The sequence below is a fragment of the Streptomyces sp. NPDC030183 genome (assembly GCF_055573455.1).
Map to the genome: position 1 here is coordinate 303,013 of NZ_JBVIBK010000006.1, position 18,430 is coordinate 321,442.

Below are 18,430 nucleotides of genomic sequence, written 5' to 3' on the forward strand. Positions count from 1 at the left end.
CCGACAGGGGCGCGGGGAACTGCGCGAAACCCCCCACGCACCCGTACTCGCAGACCCACACAAACCCGGCACACAAGTACCGGCACACAAGTAGGCGCCGCCCACCCAGCACGCGCAAGCCCCCACGCACCCGGCACACGAACAGGCGCCCGGCCCTCAAGCGGCGCCTACGCCGGGGTCATCAGCAGCGGCCGTGCCCTCTCCCGCAGCTCGATCACCCGCGGCTCGTCCCCGTACGGCTCCAGTCGGTGCAGGAGATCCTTCACGTACTCGGTGGTGCGGGCCGAGGAGATGCGCCCCGCGACCTCCACCGCCCGTACGCCCTGCTCGCACGCCGCGTCGAGGTTGCCGGACTCCAGCTCGGCGACCGCCGACACGACGAGCCGCAGCCCGTGCGAGCGGACGAACTCCTCCGTCGGCCGTGACAGCGCCTGCTCGGTGAAGCGGCGCACCTGACGCGGCGCCTTGAGGTCGCGGTAGCACTCCGCGGCGTCCGCGGCGAACCGGTCGTAGCCGTAGAAGCCGAGCCAGGACGGGTCGTTGTCACCGTCGCGGGCCCGCTCCAGCCACCCCTCGGCGGCCTTGAGGGCCGCCCCGGCGGCCACCGCGTCGCCCGCACGCGCGTGTGCCCTCGCCTCGACCAGCCGGAAGAAGCTCATCGTGCGGGCGGTGGCGAGCCCTCGGTTCCGCTCCAGCGCGGCCTGCGCGAGATCGACCCCCTCGTCGCCGAACCCGCGATAGGTTGCCTGCAGCGACATCGTGGCCAGCACATAGCCGCCGAGCGGCACGTCGGCCGCGGCCCGAGCGAGCCTTAACGCCTGGATGTAGTACCGCTGGGCGGCCTCCTGTTGACCCGTGTCAAAAGCCATCCAGCCCGCGAGCCGGGTGAGTTCGGCGGAGGCGCCGAAGAGCGCGCGGCCCACCTCGTCGGAGTACGAGCCGAGCAGCAGCGGCGCCGCCTCGACCCGCAGGCACTCCGGGACCATCGACGAACGCCAGTCGCCGCCTCCGTACTTGGAGTCCCAGCGCCTGGCGTCCTCGGCGGCCTCGCGCAGCTTCTGCACATCGCTGTGGCCGACTTTCAGTGGCGACCCGGAGCCCTCCGCGGAGCTCGCCTCGCGCGCCACCGAGCTGTCGGCCGGGGTTATCAGCCAGCGCGAGGCGGGCGTCGCGTACGCGCTCACCGCGAACGATCCGGCGAGGGACTGCCAGATGCCGCCGGAGCCGGCGCGGCGGCCGGCGAGGTCGAGGCGGTACAGCTCGGTCGCCGAGCGCACGGCCTGGCCGACGTCACGGGGGAAGGCGAGGCCCACCTCGGGTGCGGGATCCGCGTCCGCCAGGCCGATCTCGTGCAGCGGCACGGGCCGGCCGAGCTTCTGGCCGATCGCGGCCGCGATGAGGTGCGGCGCGGCGCCCTGGGGGACCATGCCCTTGGAGACCCACCGCGCCACCGACGTCTTGTCGTAGCGAAGCGTCAACCCGCGTTGAGCGCCAAGATCGTTGACGCGACGCGCGAGTCCTGCGTTGCTGATTCCCGCGAGGGCGAGAACGGCGCCGAGCTTTTCGTTCGGCCCGCGTTGCTCCCTGGACATGCGCCACCCCTCGAACAGACGGCTGCCGCGGCGGCATAGGCACGCGGCATTCGTAAACCCAGCGTAGTTCGCCGCATCCCAAGCGTTAAGGGGCCTAAATCCGGATGGCGGGAATGTGGTCCGTACGAAAGTACGGACAGAGTACGGACTGTTGCGACGTGCCCCCGCTGTGTGGCCGTGCGCCCGTCCGTGCGCTCTTCTCCGGCCAGTGGGGGAGCGGTTCCATGGTCGTGCGTGGGTCGGCCCGCTGTACTGGATCCGGTGGGCTGGGGGACACCGCCGCCTCCATCCCCGCGGGCGGCGGATCGGTCCGGGAGGTGAACTCCGCCTCCCGGACTGTGCGTTGACACTGAGTCGCCAACGGGGTCGGTACGGAGGGTGTGTGAGTTCTGTCCCGCGAACCCGATTTGGCTGAAAATCGACGGTGGGCACGGAGGGTCAATACCCCTCCGACCACGTCTCTTGAGGGCGCGTTAGGAGTTTTGGGGGAGCGTATCGGGGGCGCATTCGCGTCGTAGACCCGGGGTCCACCTTTGTCGACCACCCCGCTCCAGGGGCCGTCCGACGGTGTGACGGGGGAGCGCTCAAGGCTCCCCAGGGGCGCACTTACCGGTGCGCAAGCAGCTCCGCACGCCCTCCATCGAGCCTCCTTCGTGGCAGCATGGGTGCCGTTCGTACGGTGCACTGGTTGTCCACAGCCTGTGGAGGCGTCGATGCGGTGGTTGGTGGGATGGAGCAGTGCCGCCGCAGGCTCCCACGCCCTCGGCTCCGCCGGGGCCACCGGCCCGGACGGCGAGGCGGTGCACCCGGTCGGCTCCCACCTCCTGTGGGGCGACCCCGACCCGTTGTGGGCCGTCGGCGACTGGCGCCCCGACGAGGTGCGCGTGGTGCAGGCCGACGCCCAGACCAGGATCGCCGTCCTCGGCATCTGCGGGGCCACCGACGAGCAGCTGCGCGTGGGCCTGTTCGCCGCCCGGGGTGGCGCCCTGCGCCATCTCACCGCCTGGCCCGGCAGTTACACGGCCGTCGTCCAGGTCGGCCGCCGGGTGACCGTCTGCGGTGACCTCGCGGGCGCGCGCCCCGTCTTCTACACGCCCTGGGCCGGCGGCACCGCGTACGCGACGGCCGCCCTGCCGCTGGCCGACCTCGTCGAGGCCAACCTGGACTTCGGGCACCTCGCGGCCCTGCTCGCCGCCCCCGACGTACCGGACGCCCTCCATGACTCCACGCCGTACGACGGCGTGCGCCGCATTCCCCCAGGGCATGCGCTCATCCTGCGCGCCGGGGCGCGTGAGATCGCCGGCTACGAGCCCGTCGCGTCCCTCGCCGTCGCCGCACCCGCCGCCGACCCGGACAGCGCGGTGGACGCGGTGAGGGACGCTCTCGTAGAAGCAGTACGCACCCGACTGTCCGCTCCGCGCCATGTGCCCGACGTCGATCCGGGCCCGGTGCCCGGAATGGGCCCGGCGGAGCGCCGCGCCGCCCGGGGGATGCCGGTCCCCGGCATCGGCGCCGACCTCTCCGGCGGCCCCGCCTCGGGCACCCTGGCCCTGCTCGCCGCCGGCCTCCCGGGCGCCCCCGGCACGGTCCTCGGCCACGGCACCGGCGGCGGCGAACGCCTCCTCGCCGTCACCTTCAACGACCTGGCGACCTCCGGCCGCGAGGCCGAACTGGAACGCGCGGGCACCCTGGCCGCCAACCCCCGCCTCCACCACGTGGTGGTGACCGGCGGCGAGGAGGTCCTCCCGTACGCGGACCTCGAAGGCCCGCTGACCGACGAGCCGGGCCCCTCCCTCGTCCTGGCGGCCCGCCACCGCGCCCGGCTCGCCTCCGGCAGCGCCGACCACTTCACCGGCTACGGCGCCCGCCAGGTCCTGGACGCCCACCCCGCCCGCCTGGCCGACCTGCTGATGGACCGCAAGCGCCGCCACCTGGTCCGCCCGGTCGCCGCCCTCGCCAAGGCGGACGGCTCGGTGATGGTCCCGGCACGCGTGTACGGCGCCGCCAGGAAACTGGCCCGCACCCCGTACCGCGCGGGCGTCGAGGTCCTGGCCGAGCGTCTGATGCGGCGTCGCTTCGAGGAGCCCGGCGGCGCCGTGGGAGCCTCGCTCGCCGCGCTGACCTGGGCGAGACCCGGGCCCGCCGCCCGCTGGCTCACGGGCGAGGCCCTGGCAGAAGTATCGATTCGCCTGGGTGCTGTGTCGGGCCGCCCCAGTGTCGGTCCGGGCCAGCGTCCCGGCGACTTCCGGGCCCGCGCGGCCCTGGCCCGCCACGCCGCCGACCTCCGCGTCCTCGAACAGGCCGCCGAGGTCCGCTCCCAGCGCCTGCACACCCCGTTCCTCGACAACCAGGTCGTCCGCGCCTGCCGGGCCCTCCCCGAGGCCCTGCGCGTCCAGCCCGGCGCCCGCGCCGCCATCCTCCGTACGGTCCTGGAGGGCGCCGGTGTCACCGACCTCCCGGCCGGCTGGGGAGCCCCCTCCCACGCCACCTCCGCCGCCGCGGCCCGCACCGGCCTGCGCGCCGCCGCCGACACACTGATCAGCCTCTTCGACACCCCGCTCCTCGCGCAGGCCGGCCTGGTCGAGGCCCGCGTGGTCCGCAAGGCGCTCCGCGCCGCCGCCGCGGGCGAGCCCCTGCCGCTGGACGGCCTCGCCGACCTCGTCTCACTCGAACTCTGGCTGCGCCGCCTCCTCTCCCGCCGGGGCACGTGCTGGACGGGCACCCCGGCCAGACAGCGCGCGGTACCCGCCGGGATCACCCCCCAGCGGGGTGCCCTGGGCGCGGGGGCGACGGCCCGTCGGGGGTAAGGGAAGCGGCGGGGCCGGGGCCGGGAGCCGACGCCGTGGGCAGGGTCCCCGAGGCTCGGAGAGGGCTTGGCGGAATCCCGGGATCCGGATGTGTGCAACCAACCGGGCCCCTCGATGGTCTCCCTCGCGATCGGACAGCTGTCCGACCCCCGGCTCCTCACGTGCACGTACGCGCCCCCCGACGCGGGTCGCACACGAGGTACCCGTCCCTCTCGTGCCTGGAGAACCATGCGTACACGTACGGCCACGGCCGCCACCCTCGGCACCTCGGTGCTGCTCGCGCTGCTCGTCCCCGCCGCCGCCCACGCGGACACCGCGAAGGGCGACACCGTCTTCACCTCGGTGGCCTTCAACAAGAAGACCTTCAACGTGGGCGTCAGCACGGCCCAGACCGTCAATGTCACCGCCACGGCCAAGGACGGGTCGGGCATCCAGGGCATCCTCGGCGCCAAGCTGATCAGCTCCGACGACCGGATCGTCCACGCGTACGTCGCCGACTGCACGCGCCCCACCTCCACCACCATGAAGTGCGTGTTCCGGTTCAGCCTCGACCCCGACCGCGGCGACTACTACGACCTGAGGAACAGCTCGGCCGGCACCTGGCGCTTCACCGCCGAGGCCGTCGCCAAGGACAGTGACTTCTACGACCTGGAGACCAGCGCCAAGATCCAGGTCAAGCGCCTCGCCAAGCTCGCCACCACCCAGGCCGGCCCCGAGCCCGTGGCCAAGGGCGCCAAGCTCACCGTCACCGGCGCCCTGACCCGGGCCGACTGGAACACCAACGCCTACGCCGCCCACGCCGGCCGCTCCGTGGCCCTCCAGTTCAAGAGGTCCGGTACCTCCACGTACACCACGGTCAAGACCGTCACCAGCGACTCCAGCGGCAAGCTCCGGACCACGGTCACCGCCGGCGCCTCCGGCACCTGGCGCTGGAGGTCCGCCGCCACGTCCACGACGAGCGGGGCGACGGCGTACGGCGACACGGTGACGGTGAACTGACCGCGACCCGGGCCCACTTGACGTGCTGTCGCAGGGGGCCGGTGGAGGTGAGGTGTCCCGGCGGTGGGGCATGGGCTGTGCCGGGGCGGGTGGGGGCGAGAATCCCCTCCGCCCCCCGCCGCCCCGGCGACAATGGCCCCGTGCGTTACGCGATCCTGGGGCCGGCCCGTGCCGAGAGCGACCAGGGCACCCCCATCCCGCTCGGCGGCCCCAGGGTCCGCGCGCTCCTCACCGCGCTCGCCCTGCGCCCCGACCGGGCCGTCCCCGTCCGCACGCTCGTCGACGACGTCTGGGCGACCACCCCGCCCGAGGACGCCCCGGCCGCCCTCCAGGCCCTCGTCGCCCGCCTGCGCCGTACCCTCGGCCGGGACGCGATCACCTCGGAGTCGGGCGGCTACCGCCTGGCCACCGCCCCCACCAGCGTCGACCTCGTCGCCTTCGAGCACCTGCTGAAGGACGCCAGGTCGGCCCTCGCCCAGGACGACCCGGCCACCGCCGCCGCCACCCTCCGCGAGGCCCTCGCCCTCTGGCACGGCCCGGCCCTGGCCGACCTCCCCGACCGCACCGCCGCCGCCCGCCCCGAGGCCCTCCACGCGGAGGCGACCCGCGCCCGGATCGAGGCGGACCTCCGGCTCGGCCGCGCCCCCGACCTCGTACCGGAACTCCGGGAACTCACCGGGACGCACCCGTACGACGAGCCCCTGCACGCCCTCCTGATCCGGGCCCTGCACGAGGCGGGCCGCACGGCGGAGGCCCTGGCGGCCTACGAGGCCGTACGCCGAACCCTGAGGGACACCCTGGGCACGGACCCCGGCCGTGAACTGCGCGCCCTCCACGAGCTCCTGCTCGCCCCCGGGAGGGCCCCGGCCCCGAAGCCGCCGGTCTCGACCCCGCGCCCTCCGAACGGCAACCTCCGCCCCCGCCTGACCTCCTTCGTGGGCCGGGAGCGCGAACTGGAAGCCATCCGATCCGACCTCCACAGCACCCGGCTCGTCACCCTCACCGGCCCAGGCGGCTCCGGGAAGACCCGCCTCGCCGAGGAAGCCGCTGCCGCCCACCCCCGGGCGTGGCTGGCGGAACTCGCCCCCCTCGACCGGCCCGAAGCGGTGCCGGGCGCGGTGGTGAGCGCCCTCGGGCTGCGTGAGACGGCCCTGATCACCCATGAGGCGGCGGTACCGCAGGACGACCCGGTCGCCCTCCTGGTGGAGCACTGCGCCCAGCGCGAGCTGCTCCTGATCCTCGACAACTGCGAACACGTCATCGAGGCCGCGGCGGAACTGGCGGAGACCCTCCTCGGCCGCTGCCCGGGTCTGACGATCCTCGCCACCAGCCGGGAACCCCTGGGCGTACCGGGGGAGACCGTACGCCCGGTCGAGCCCCTGCTCCCGGCCCCCGCCCACCAGCTGTTCGCGGACCGGGCCGCTGCCGCCCGCCCCGACGCGGACACCGTGCTGCGGGCCGACCCGGGTGCCGTGGACGAGATCTGCCACCGTCTGGACGGCCTCCCCCTGGCCATCGAGCTGGCCGCCGCCCGGCTGCGGCTGCTCACGCCCCGCCAGATAGCCGACCGCCTGGACGACCGCTTCCGCCTGCTCACCTCGGGAAGCCGTACGGCCCTGCCGCGCCAGCAGACCCTGCGGGCCGTCGTCGACTGGTCCTGGGACCTGCTGGACGAGTCCGAGCGCACGATGCTGCGCGAGGTGTCGGTGTTCGCCGGCGGCTGGGACCTCGGGGCGGCGGAGGAGGTGTGCGCCGCCGGCGAGGCGGCGGCCGGCATCCTGGGCGCGCTGGTCGACAAGTCGCTGGTCGTCGCCACGCCGTACGAGCACGACACCCGCGTCATGCGCTACCGCATGCTGGAGACGATCCACGAGTACGCGACGGAGCGCGCCGCCGAGAGCCCCGCGCTACGCACCGCCGCCGAACTCCGCCACACCACCTGGGTCGGCCGCCTCCTGGCCGAGGCCGAGCCCCGTCTGCGCTCGGCCGAGCAACTTCCCTGGATCCACCGTCTGGAGACCGACCTCGACAACATCCGGGCCGCCCTCCACCGCGCTCTCACCACCGCCGACGAACCCACCGCCACCCACCTCGCCCTCGCCATGGGCTGGTTCTGGTGGCTCCGCAACTTCCGCCAGGAAGGCGCCCACTGGGTGGACCGCATCCTCCGCCTGGGCATCACCCTGGACGAACAAGCACGACACCAGGAGACGCCGGCCCCCGCCGACAAGCCGGTGTCCCGGGACACCCCCGGCCCAGAAGCCGAGGCGGCCGACCCCCTCACCGCCTTCCTCGCCGACCCGGCCCCCGCCCGGCACCCCCGCCATCACCCCCGTATGGCCCTGCGTCTCCTCCACCTCGCCCTGGTCGCGGAGTCCGGCCCCATCGGCGTGCCGAACGACCCCCGGGCCCGCGCCTACGTCGCCCGCCTCAGGGCCCTGTCCGGCCACACCGGCCCGGCCGCCGCCCGCTTCCCCGGCCTGGTCTGGCCCCTCACCGCCTACATGCTGGACGGCACCGCCACCGTCGACATCCGCGCCATGATGGACGAGGCGGTCGCCAACTGCCGTGCCCACGGCGGCGACTGGGAACTCGGCTTCACGCTCATGCTCCGCACCCACATGCTCGTCGACTCCTCCGGCGCCATGCTCGGCGTCGAGGACGACCTCGCCGAACTCCGCGCGATAGCCGACCGCGTGGGCGACCGCTGGATGCGTGCCCAGGTGCGCAGCGCGGCGGGCGAGGCCGCGATGGCCCGCGGCCGTCTCACCGACGCGAAGGGCGAGTACGAGGAGGCGCTGCGCCTCGCGTACGAGGTGGGCGCGAACGCCGAGTCACCGTTCCTGATCGCCCGCCTGGGCGAGATCGCCTACCGCTCCGGTGACCGCGAGGCGGCCCTGGCCGCACTGGACGAGGCCACGACGGCCGCCGACCGCTTCGGCGTCCCGGACTCCCGCGCGTTCGTCAGTCTCCTCCGCGCCCGTATGGCGCTGGACGACGGTGATCACGCCCACGCCCGCGAGCTGTGGCGGTCGGCCCGTGAGGAGACCCGTCGTGGTTCGCCTCCGCCGCAGTTCACGGCGTTCCTGGACCTGGTCGACGGTCTGGTGACGACCGCGGAGTCCGGTCCGGAGGCCGGGCTGCGCAGACTCGCCGAGGCGCTGGGGACCGCGGTGGACAACCGGTGCGCGGAGACGGTGGTCGCGGCCCTGGCCGACAGCGCGGCGGCCGTACTGGCCCGCCTGGGCGACCACGCCCGCGCCGTACGCCTCCTCGCAGCCGCGACCCACTGGCGCGGCGACCACCCCTGCGCCCTGCCGGAACACGACGAACGCGAACGGACCCGGACCGCCGCCCGCACCGCCCTCGGCGGCCCCCGCTACGACGCCGAGACCGACAAGGGCAGCACCCACACCCCGCTCACGGCCCTCGCCGACCTGAACGAGTCCCTCAAAGCGTCTTGATGAAGCGCCTTGACGAGGCACTCCGACGAAGCGCCTCGACGAGGCATTGCCGACTCCCGCCGTACTCCGCCGTTTCCGGGCACCCCGCCCCTACTCGCAGCTGAACCGCGACTCCGCCCAGTCCGCCAGCGTCGCCCCGTCGAGAGGGCTGTGCGGTTCGACGACCAGCCGTACCGTCCGGTGCCCGGCGATGTTCACCCGTACCGGCACGGCCGCGTCCCCGCCCTCGACCAGCCCCGACTTCCACAGCCGTACCCCGTCGGCGTAGACGGAGAAGTACACCTTGCCGTGGCCGAGCGTCATGTCGTCGACGCCGACGAGCGCGTCGTACGAGGCGCACCGGCGGTTGAGGTCGACGGTGACGGAGGAGCGGCCGTGGACGGTCACCCCGTGCGCGTACCGCTTCTCCGCGACCGACACCCCGTACCGCTGCCAGACCCAGTTGCTCTCGCCGAGCCGCATCTCGGGCGCGGTGCCGTCGCCGAGGAGCCCGTACCGCAGCTCGCTCCACGGGTAGACGGCCGGGGGAGCGGGCGCCGGAGTGGGCGGCGGAGGAGGTGTGGGCGACGGCTTCGGCGGCGGAGGGGTCGGCGTGGGAGTCGGGGTCGGGGTCGGAGTGGGCGACGCCTCCGCCGGCGGCGCGGGGGCCCTGGACGGCTTCGGCGTCGGCGTGGGCGCCGGGGACGCCTTGGCCAGGGGTTCCATGGCCGGTGGCGCCCCGGGCGCGGGTTCCTCCGCCGGAGGCTTCGGGCGGGCCGGCTCGGGAGAGGTCTCGGCGGCCTGCGTGGGGGGCGGCTCGGCCAGCGGTTCCCCGTCCCGGCCCTCATGGCCGGCGAGGGCGAGTGCCACCGCCGCGGCGACCATTCCGGCGACGCTCACCGCGATACCGGCCTTCGCCGGCGCGGCCAGCCCCTCCGCCGCGGCCCCGCCCCCGGCGCCCGCCCCGCCGGAGCCCCCGCCCGCCGCCGACGCCGCGCCCGCGGCCGCACCGGCGCCCGCGCCCCCGGCGACGATCGCGGCCGCCTTGGCGTACCCCGCGGCCCCGAACCACCCGATGACCGCGAGCGGTACGACCGCCGGGATCCCGCCGGCGACCTCCTTGATCTGCCCGGCGGCCACCCGGCACGCGGCGCACTCCTCCAGGTGCTTGCGCAGCCCCCGCTCGGCCCGTGTGCGCAGCGTGCCGCGCGCGTACGCGCCGAGCCGGTCCGCGTAACGCCCGCACTCCGCCGAGTTTCCGGCCAGGGAGGCGCTCACATGGGCCTGGAGGTACGCCTGCTTGAGCCCTTCCCGGGCCCGGCTGGCCAGCACCCGGGTGCCGTTGGCGTCCAGCCCGAAGAGGACCGCCACCTCGCTCGGTGACTCGTCCTCGACCTCGGTGTGCCACAGCACGGCCTGCCACCGCTCGGGCAGCGACCGGAAGGCCCGCATCGCCATGGACTGCTCGGCCTCGTGCATCGCCCGGACGTCCGCGCCGAGGTCGAGCGTGTCGGAGTCCGACACCCGCGCGCCGCGCGCCGCCTGCGCCGCGAACACCGCGAAGTCGTCGACCAGGTGCTCCCGCCTGGCGGAGGTCGTCCAGCTCGCGGCGACCCTCCGTACCGAGGTGAGCAGATAGGCCCGTACGGCGTGTTCGGGACCGGAGCCCCGGCGCACGGCCTGGAGCATCCTGGCGAACACCTCGGCCGTCAGATCGTCGGCGGTATGGGCGTCCCGGCAGCAGGTGCGCGCGTAGCGGCGCACGGCTTCGGCGTGGCGCCGGTACAGCTCCTCGTACGCCGTGTCCTGGCCCGCCCGCATCCGCTCGATGAGGTCGGCGTCGGACGGCGCCCGCGCGATGTCCCGCTCCCGGGGAGGTGGCAGCACCCCCGAGTCGTACCGCTCCCACTGCGCCGGAACCTCGCCCCAGCCCCCCTGACCGGGCACCTGGGACCGCTCCCGCCGGCCCGCCCCCGGAGACCCCCCGCCCGACCACAGCGACTCGTCCCGCCCGTCTACGCCCATCGCGGAAGCCCCCGCCGCCAGCCGACACAGTCCCGAACACCGAGCACCCTGCCATATTGGCTTTTGTTCAGCCCCCGGCCTCAAGGGCATATCACCCGTCCGAGCGTCCCCCCAGTCCTCGGTGCGCGGGTTCACCCGAACGAGTACCTGGGGGCCCGTCACGAGCCCAACCCCGGCGCCGGCAACGGGAAGGGGCGGCGGGGGCGAACAGCCCCACACCGCCCCCAGAGGTGGCGCGCTACCTACGACGCGTCGGCCGCGACGTACGGCCGTGACGTACGCCCGTGGCGCGCTACTCCCACCCTCAAGCCGGCCGGGACCGAAGCCCCTCCAGCAGGATGTCCAACAGCCGTGCCGAGGCCGCGGCCTGCTGCGCCGCGTCCGGCAGGGCCGGCGCCGCCGTGGCGATCACGAGCAGCACGTCGGCCACGGTCACGTCCTCCCGCAGCTCACCCGCCGCCCGGGCCCGCTCCACCAGCTGCCCCACGACCTCCAGCAGTGCCGAGGCCCCGGCGTCATCGGCGGGCCCAACGCCCACCGCCGCCGACGCGTCCGGCGACACCAGGCGCAACTCGGCCCCCGGCTGGACCCGCTGCTGCGGCACCCGGTGCTCGTCGGCGATCCCGCCGGCACCGACCTCGGTCCCGTCCTCCGCGACGCCGACCCGCAGCACCTGCGGCGGCAGCAGCCGCCCGGCGCCCGAGGCCACCGATGTCCGCAGGAAGCGCGAGAGCGCCGACCACGGGTCCTCCTCCTGACCGAGCGCCACCCGTGCCTGGTCGGTGAGCCGGGACGTCTCCTCCTCGGCTATGCGCCGGACCAGGACGTCCTTGCTCGGGAAGCGCCGGTAGACCGTGCCCACGCCGACCCGCGCACGGCGGGCGACGTCCTCCATCGGCGCGCCGTACCCCAGCTCGCCGAAGACCTCGCGCGCCGCGCGCAGCACGTGCTCGAGGTTGCGCTGTGCGTCCACGCGCAGGGGGGTCGACCGCGACCCGTCCCCGCGCCCGTTGCCGCCCGCCGTGCCGATCGCACCACTGGGTGCGAGAGCGGAGGCGGACGACCAATGAGAGTCCTGAATATGCATATGTGTTCCCCCGGTAATGACGTCTCCCCCCGGAGACTCTCCCCGTCATCGGAAGCCGGAGCGGCGGAACGAGCGTTCGTGGTCCTCCACGGTTCCGAGCCTGAAACCCGACCGAACCCCTTGAACGCATCCCCCCTGTACCCCGTCGACACACGAACATAGTTGAGAGGGAGTCAATTCAGAAGGGGCACGTTCCGCACGGAGCGCCCCTCGATCGGAGTACGGGCGGTTTAGGTACCGTTTGCGCCCCCCGCTGCCACCCGGCTCACACCATCTGACCTGCGCACCTGCCGCTCACTCCGGTGAATCGGCCAACCCCGCGCCCCCACGGCGACCGGTCACACAAATTGCCGGGGCTGTGGACAAACCAGCGAGAGAGGTGCGTCATGGGATGGTGAAGGAACGGATGCGCATCCTCATCGTCGGCGGCGGCTACGTCGGGCTGTACACCGCGCTGCGTCTGCAGCGTCAGCTGAAGCGGGAACTGAGTAGCGGCGACATCGAGATCGTCGTAGTGTCCCCCGACCCTTATATGACGTATCAACCCTTCCTTCCGGAGGCCGCCGCGGGCTCGATCTCGCCCCGGCACGTCGTGGTCCCGCTGCGGCGCGTCCTGAACCAGTGCAAGGTCGTCATCGGCGAAGCCACCGAGATCAACCACGCCAAGCGCGTCGCGACCCTCACCACCCTCGCCACCGAGGAGGAGGGATCGAGCGCCGAGCAGGTGTCGTACGACGAACTCGTCCTCGCGCCCGGCTCCATCTCGCGCACCCTGCCCGTCCCCGGTCTCGCCGACTACGGCATCGGCTTCAAGACCGTCGAGGAGGCCATCGGCCTGCGCAACCACGTCATCGAGCAGATGGACATCGCCTCCTCCACCCGTGACCCCGCGATCCGCGACGCCGCCCTCACCTTCGTCTTCGTGGGCGGCGGCTACGCGGGCGTGGAGGCGCTCGGCGAACTGGAGGACATGGCCCGCTACACCGCGCGGTACTACCACAACGTCAAGCCCGAGGACATGAAGTGGATCCTCGTGGAGGCATCCGACCGCATCCTCCCCGAGGTCGGCGAGGAGATGGGCCGCTACACGGTCACCGAACTGCGCCGCCGCAACATCGACGTACGCCTCCACACCCGCCTCGAATCGTGCGCCGACCGTGTCGCCGTCCTCAGCGACGGCGCCCGCTTCCCGACCCGTACGGTCGTCTGGACCGCCGGTGTGAAACCGCACCCGATCCTCGCCGCCACCGACCTCCCGCTGAACGAGCGCGGGCGCCTGAAGTGCACCCCCGAGCTGTCCGTGGAGGGCGTCTCACACGCGTGGGCCGCCGGCGACGCGGCCGCCGTCCCCGACATCACCGCGAGCGAACCGGGCAAGGAGACCGCCCCCAACGCCCAGCACGCCGTGCGCCAGGCCAAGACACTCGGCGACAACATCGTCCGCTCACTGCGCGGCCAGCCCCTGGAGGCGTACGCGCACAAGTACGTGGGCTCCGTCGCCTCCCTGGGCCTGCACAAGGGGGTGGCGCACGTCTACGGCCGGAAGCTGAAGGGCTACCCCGCCTGGTTCATGCACCGCGTCTACCACCTCAGCCGGGTGCCCACCTTCAACCGCAAGGCCCGCGTCCTCGCCGAATGGACCCTCGCCGGCCTCTTCAAACGAGAGATCGTCTCCCTCGGATCACTCGAACATCCCCGTGCGGAGTTCGAACTGGCTGCCGGTGGAAAGGCTCCTGAGGACCCGAAGGGGTCGTCCTGACCGGATCCAGGAACTCCATCGTTCAGGCCGACGTCTGACGGATGTCGGCCCGGTCGGACAGACTGGTCCGCGACATGATCCATGATCTCGGGCGGGGCCACCCCCTGCCCGGGCAGGCCGCGACCACACCCGTACGAACCACCCCCGAGTACCCACTCGCCCGCACCACCAGGCGCCCCCACCGCTGCACACCGGGCAACCCCCGGACCACAGGCCGGAACCGGAGCCGGCCGCAGACAACACCACGAGGCACGAGGCAAGGATTCGGTGAACTTCACGCGCTGGAGCGCCCGGCTCCCCGGTACGCAGCGCCGCGCCGCAGCGCGGACCGAACACACGGTCACCACGGACCGGCGGGGGGAGGGCGCGGTGCCCGCGGCCCGCGCCGAACGGCAGAGCGACGACCCACCGGACGACACCCCGCCCGTGCCCGCCGTCGACGATCTCCCCACCCGCGAGATCCTCGACCGCATCCCGGCCCTCGTCGCCCTCGTCCACGGCCCCGACCACCGCACCGCCTACGTCAACGACGCCTACGTCGCGGCGTTCGGCGTACGCCCCCTCGGCGCACCGGCCCGCGAGGCCCTCCCCGAGTTGGACGCCCTCGGCCTGCTGCCCCTCCTCGACCAGGTCCTGCGCAGCTCCAAGCCCCGCACGGTGAAGTCCCGCAAGGCCCCCTCAGGCCGCTCGTACACGATCACCTGCACCCCGGTCGACGTCCCCGGCGGCACCGAGCCGTGCGAGGGCGGCGTCCTCATCTTCGCCGCCGACGTCACCGACCACGCCGAGGCCGCCGAACGCCTCCGCGCCAGCGAACGCCGTCAGCGCGAAACCGCCGTCACCCTCCAGCGCTCCCTCCTCCCACAGGAACTGGAGGAGCCCGACGACCTGCGCATCGCCGCCGTCTACCACCCCGGCGGCACGGAAACCGCCGTCGGCGGCGACTGGTACGACGTCATCACCCTCGGCGGCGGCCGCACGGCCCTGGTCATCGGCGACGTCATGGGCCGAGGCGTACGCGCCGCGGCCGTCATGGGCCAACTCCGCACCGCCGTCCGCGCCTACGCCCGCCTCGACCTCCCCCCGCACGAGGTACTCCAGCTCCTGGACGGCCTCGCCACGGAGATCGACGCCAACCAGATCGCCACGTGCGCCTACGCCGTCCACGACCCCAACGAGGGCCGCCTGGTCTACGCCTCCGCCGGCCACCTCCCGATCCTCGTCCGCGACGAGAACGGCACGGTCCAGCGCGCCGACGAACCCATCGGCCCCCCGCTCGGCACCGGCGGCTGGATGCACGCGTCCGGCTCCATCCCCCTGGGCCCCGGCTCCACAGCCGTCCTCTACACGGACGGCCTGGTGGAACGCCGCAACGAGGACCTGGACGAGGGCATCGCCGCCCTGGAAAGAGCCCTGGCCGGCGCCACCGGAACCCCCCAGGTGATCTGCGACCGCCTGGTCCGCTCCACCGGCGTCACCGCCGACCACGACGACGACGTCGCCGTGCTCGTCCTCCAGCACCCGTCCCGCACCGGCCCCGACGGCGAACTCTTCCGCAACGCCGCCCTGGAACTCCTCGGCGGAATCGAAGCGGCCCCCCGAGCCAGAGCCTTCGCCTCCGGCGTCCTCACGAGCTGGCGTTTCCCGCCCGAACTCCATGACCTGGGCGTCCTCGCCGCCAGCGAACTGGTCGCCAACTCCCTCCAGCACGGCACCCCGCCCATGCGGCTGCGGCTGCGCCGCACCGACCGCCGCCTGATCGTCGAGGTCACCGACGGCAACGACCACCTCCCACGCCGCCGCCGAGCCGAACCCGGCGACGAGTCGGGCCGGGGCATCGCCATCATCGCCACGATCGCCTCCAACTGGGGCAGCCGCCGCACGCCCGGCGGAGGCAAGGCGGTCTGGTGCGAGTTCGCCCTACCGCGGGCCACGGCGTAGGGGTCGGGCCGGGGGGGCGGGGGAACGGCGCGAGAAACCACGACGCACCCGCGCCCGACCTGCCACACGCTTTCCCGGCCTACGCCGTCGCTGCTGGGCGCGCCCTCAGGCCCGGGCCACCGCAGGCTCGACCCCCGCCCCACTCCGAGCAACCACCCGACTCTTCCCATACCCGGGCAGATCCTGCGCCCCCGTGAGCTCCCGCCCCAACCGAACCGCGAGCACCACGATCCCCAGCGAGAACATCAGGAACACCACCACGTACGCCACATGCCACGACGCCCCCATGGGCCCACCCACGGCCGGCCCCACAGCCAACGCCAACTGCTTCACCAGCGCGAACGCGGAGTTGTACTGCCCCGCCATCCCCTCCGGCGCCAGATCCGCCACCAGCGGAGCAACCGTCGGCGACAGCATCGCCTCCCCCAGCCCGAACAACGCGTACGTGGACACGAACGCCGCCGTCGCCATCGTCTGACTCACCTGCCCGAGCCCCGCGACCCCGGCGACACCCCAGGCCACGGCCCAGATCAGCCCGACCGCCGCGATCACCCGCGACCGCCGACGCCGCTCCACGAACCGCAGCACCACGAACTGCGCGACGACGATCACCGCGGTGTTCGCCGCCAACGCCGTACCGAGCGCGGACGTCGATATCCCGGCCGCCTCGACCCCGTACGCACTGAGCCCCGACTCGAACTGTCCGTAGCAGGCGAAGAACAACACGAACCCCAGCACACTCAGCTGCACCATGGCCCGATTACCGAGGAGCTGCTTCCAGCTCCCCTTGGCCGACGCCGGCACCTCCGCACCCTTGGCCGCCATCGCCGCCATCGCCGTCCGAGGCATCCGCACGGTCGCCATCACGCCGACGAGCAGCAGGAACATCGCCGCCTGTATGGAGAACAGCAGGGTGAAGGACCCCGCCCGGGACGGGTCCACGAGGTGCCCGCCTATCAGTCCACCGACACCGAGGCCCAGGTTCTGCAGGAAGAACTGCGTCGCGAAGGCCCGTGACCGCGTCTCCGCACCGGAACAGTCGACGATCATCGTCGCCAGCGCGGGCTGCATCACGGCCTGCCCGGCCCCGAGCGCGGCAGCGGACACCAGCACGGTCGTCGCCCCGGAGGCCAGCCCGAGACTCATCGACCCGACGGCGGCGGTGACCAGGGCGGCGAGCAGCACCGGAAGCGGGCCGCGCCTGACTATGGCCCGTCCGGCGAACGGCAGCACCACGAGCGCGGCCACGGCGAAGATCGCGAGCACCAGCCCCGCCGTCGTCGCCCCGAGCTCCCGCACCTGCGCCACATAGACGTACAGATACGGGACGGTGAAGCCGAGTCCGAACGCGCCGAGCGCGTTGCCCACTTGAATCCGGCGCATCGCTGCGCCCGTCCCCCTGGTCACGTTCACCTGCCTAGGTAAGAGAAGTCCCCACCGGGAGTTAGAGGTGAAGACTTCGAAGCTAAAACTTAGAAGCTAAACACTACACCTCGAAGGACTTCGATGCCAAGCGGTGGCGTGCCATACTGCGGCCATGGGCGACACCCCGGGCAGCAACGGCACCGCCGAGCCGACACTCGAAGAGCAGATCGCCGCGTACCAGCGCGAGTTCCAGGACCTCGACCCCCAGGTCGAGAAGATCGTCTCGGCGCTCTCCCGCCTCAACCGCCGGATGAACGTCGCCTACGGCCGCCAGACCGCCGCCCTCGGCATCAGCAACGCGGAGTGGGAGGTCCTCAAGGCCCTCGTGCTCTCCGGCGCCCCCTACCGCCTGGGCCCGAGCGATCTCGCGAAGCGGCTCGGTCTCACCCCGGCCGCCATGACCCACCGGATCGACCGCATGGTCGCCGAGGGCCTGGTGACCAGGGAGCGCGACGAGACCAACCGAGTCCGCGTCATCGTGGAGCTCACCCCCGACGGCCGGGAGAAGTGGCTGGAGGCCATGCGCCTCGCCTCGGTCTTCGAGGAGGACCTCCTCCAGGACCTCTCCCCCCTGGAACGCACCGTGCTCGGGGAGGTCCTGACGCGGCTCCTGCGCCGCGTCGAAGACGCCCAGCCGGACGCCGGCGGCCGGCTCACCGACCTCGACTGACGCCGTGCGCTTGAGGGGTACCCGGGGTTTGACCACGGGCCACCGAGGGGATGCTTGACAGTCCACCCGCGGATCCGTAGAGTTCTTCGGGTTGCCGCGGAGCCGTAACGGTTCTGCGACAGCACCTCCGCCGCTGAAGCGGCAACAAACCAACCAGTGCGATCTCCCAGCCGGGATGAATTCGGCGCGCCCGAATTCAATTCGATTTGGGTTCGACAGACCCGATTGGGAACTGCCGAGCAGATCCGCTAAGGTTTGGGACGTCGGAACGGCCCAACAGCCGCGAAGGCAACTCCCGCTGACTGGGAATCAGGCCCGAAAGGATCTGATAGAGTCGGAACCGCCGGAAAGGGAAACGCGAAAGCGAGAACCTGGAAAGCACCGAGGAAATCGGATCGGAAAACGATCTGATAGAGTCGGAAACGCAAGACCGAAGGGAAGCGCCCGGAGGAAAGCCCGAGAGTGACTCGGGTGAGTACAAAGGAAGCGTCCGTTCCTTGAGAACTCAACAGCGTGCCAAAAATCAACGCCAGATATGTTGATACCCGTCTCCGGCCGGTTCGGTCGGGACGAGGTTCCTTTGAAACAAACACAGCGAGGACGCTGTGAACCATCGGATCATTCCTCCGGTGGTTCCGCTCTCGTGGTGTCGACCCGATTACGGGTAAACATTCACGGAGAG

At 72.9% G+C, this 18,430-nt stretch carries 10 protein-coding genes; 6 read left to right on the forward strand and 4 right to left on the reverse strand.

Annotated features, from left to right (window positions below; genetic code table 11):
- Window positions 1-167: 167 nt before the first annotated feature.
- Window positions 168-1,592, reverse strand: a complete 1,425-nt coding sequence (locus ACZ4Z2_RS09925; RefSeq protein ID WP_009320877.1) for a hypothetical protein — start codon at window positions 1,590-1,592, stop codon at window positions 168-170.
- A gap of 713 nt (window positions 1,593-2,305) precedes the next feature.
- On the opposite strand from ACZ4Z2_RS09925, the gene ACZ4Z2_RS09930 reads away from it, so the two are divergent.
- From ACZ4Z2_RS09930 to ACZ4Z2_RS09940, 3 genes are all read left to right on the forward strand, one after another.
- Entirely contained in the window at window positions 2,306-4,399 is a 2,094-nt protein-coding gene (locus tag ACZ4Z2_RS09930; RefSeq protein WP_468074161.1) for an asparagine synthase-related protein, read from the forward strand.
- A gap of 228 nt (window positions 4,400-4,627) precedes the next feature.
- Window positions 4,628-5,398: a calcium-binding protein gene (locus ACZ4Z2_RS09935; protein WP_468074163.1), complete on the forward strand. Its 771-nt coding sequence runs from the start codon at window positions 4,628-4,630 to the stop codon at window positions 5,396-5,398.
- Window positions 5,399-5,538: 140 nt separating this feature from the next.
- Entirely contained in the window at window positions 5,539-8,862 is a 3,324-nt protein-coding gene (locus tag ACZ4Z2_RS09940) for a BTAD domain-containing putative transcriptional regulator (protein ID WP_468074165.1), read from the forward strand.
- Between the two features lie 90 nt (window positions 8,863-8,952).
- Here the strand turns inward: ACZ4Z2_RS09940 and ACZ4Z2_RS09945 are convergent, their stop codons facing one another.
- Together ACZ4Z2_RS09945 and ACZ4Z2_RS09950 are read right to left on the reverse strand one after the other, a co-directional pair.
- Entirely contained in the window at window positions 8,953-10,866 is a 1,914-nt protein-coding gene (locus ACZ4Z2_RS09945; protein WP_468074167.1) for a sigma-70 family RNA polymerase sigma factor, read from the reverse strand.
- 304 nt (window positions 10,867-11,170) lie between these two features.
- Window positions 11,171-11,953, reverse strand: a complete 783-nt coding sequence (locus ACZ4Z2_RS09950) for a TetR/AcrR family transcriptional regulator (protein ID WP_468074169.1) — start codon at window positions 11,951-11,953, stop codon at window positions 11,171-11,173.
- 391 nt (window positions 11,954-12,344) lie between these two features.
- Here ACZ4Z2_RS09950 and ACZ4Z2_RS09955 point away from each other — a divergent pair, with 391 nt between their 5' ends.
- Window positions 12,345-13,712 (forward strand): NAD(P)/FAD-dependent oxidoreductase, encoded by a 1,368-nt coding sequence (locus ACZ4Z2_RS09955; RefSeq protein ID WP_468074171.1) that lies wholly within the window; start codon window positions 12,345-12,347, stop codon window positions 13,710-13,712.
- Window positions 13,713-13,979: 267 nt separating this feature from the next.
- Window positions 13,980-15,653 (forward strand): ATP-binding SpoIIE family protein phosphatase, encoded by a 1,674-nt coding sequence (locus tag ACZ4Z2_RS09960; RefSeq protein ID WP_468074173.1) that lies wholly within the window; start codon window positions 13,980-13,982, stop codon window positions 15,651-15,653.
- Window positions 15,654-15,758: 105 nt separating this feature from the next.
- Here ACZ4Z2_RS09960 and ACZ4Z2_RS09965 read toward each other — a convergent pair whose 3' ends face one another.
- The gene (locus ACZ4Z2_RS09965; protein ID WP_468074174.1) at window positions 15,759-17,036 is read right to left on the reverse strand and encodes an MFS transporter; all 1,278 of its coding nucleotides are present in this window, start codon (window positions 17,034-17,036) and stop codon (window positions 15,759-15,761) included.
- 154 nt (window positions 17,037-17,190) lie between these two features.
- Between ACZ4Z2_RS09965 and ACZ4Z2_RS09970 the strand changes: the two genes are divergently transcribed.
- Complete coding sequence (locus ACZ4Z2_RS09970) at window positions 17,191-17,748, forward strand: MarR family winged helix-turn-helix transcriptional regulator (RefSeq protein WP_468074176.1); 558 nt, start codon at window positions 17,191-17,193, stop codon at window positions 17,746-17,748.
- Window positions 17,749-18,430: the final 682 nt, after the last annotated feature.